At 73.9% G+C, this 280-nt stretch carries 1 protein-coding gene; it reads left to right on the forward strand.

The genetic code is table 11. The features are described from left to right. Positions 1 to 280 (forward strand): catalase (locus QWY29_RS20235; RefSeq protein ID WP_300963028.1); only part of this gene is annotated, 280 nt, incomplete at both ends.

Raw genomic sequence — 280 nt, forward strand, 5'->3', positions numbered from 1 at the left:
GAGACCGACCACTCGCTCAAGGCCGGCGAGCGCGGCCCGACGCTGCTGCAGGACCACCACCTGCGCGAGAAGATCACCCACTTCGACCACGAGCGCATCCCCGAGCGGGTCGTGCACGCGCGCGGCGCCGCGGCGCACGGCGTCTTCGTGGGCTACGGCACCGCCTCGTCGATCAGCCGCGCCGGCTTCCTCGCCGACGGCAAGGAGACCCCGGTCTTCGTGCGCTTCTCCACCGTGCTCGGCTCGCGCGGCTCGGCCGACACCGTGCGCGACACCCGGG

It is taken from the genome of Nocardioides abyssi, from assembly GCF_030412915.1.
Classification (GTDB): Bacteria; Actinomycetota; Actinomycetes; order Propionibacteriales; family Nocardioidaceae; genus Nocardioides; species Nocardioides abyssi.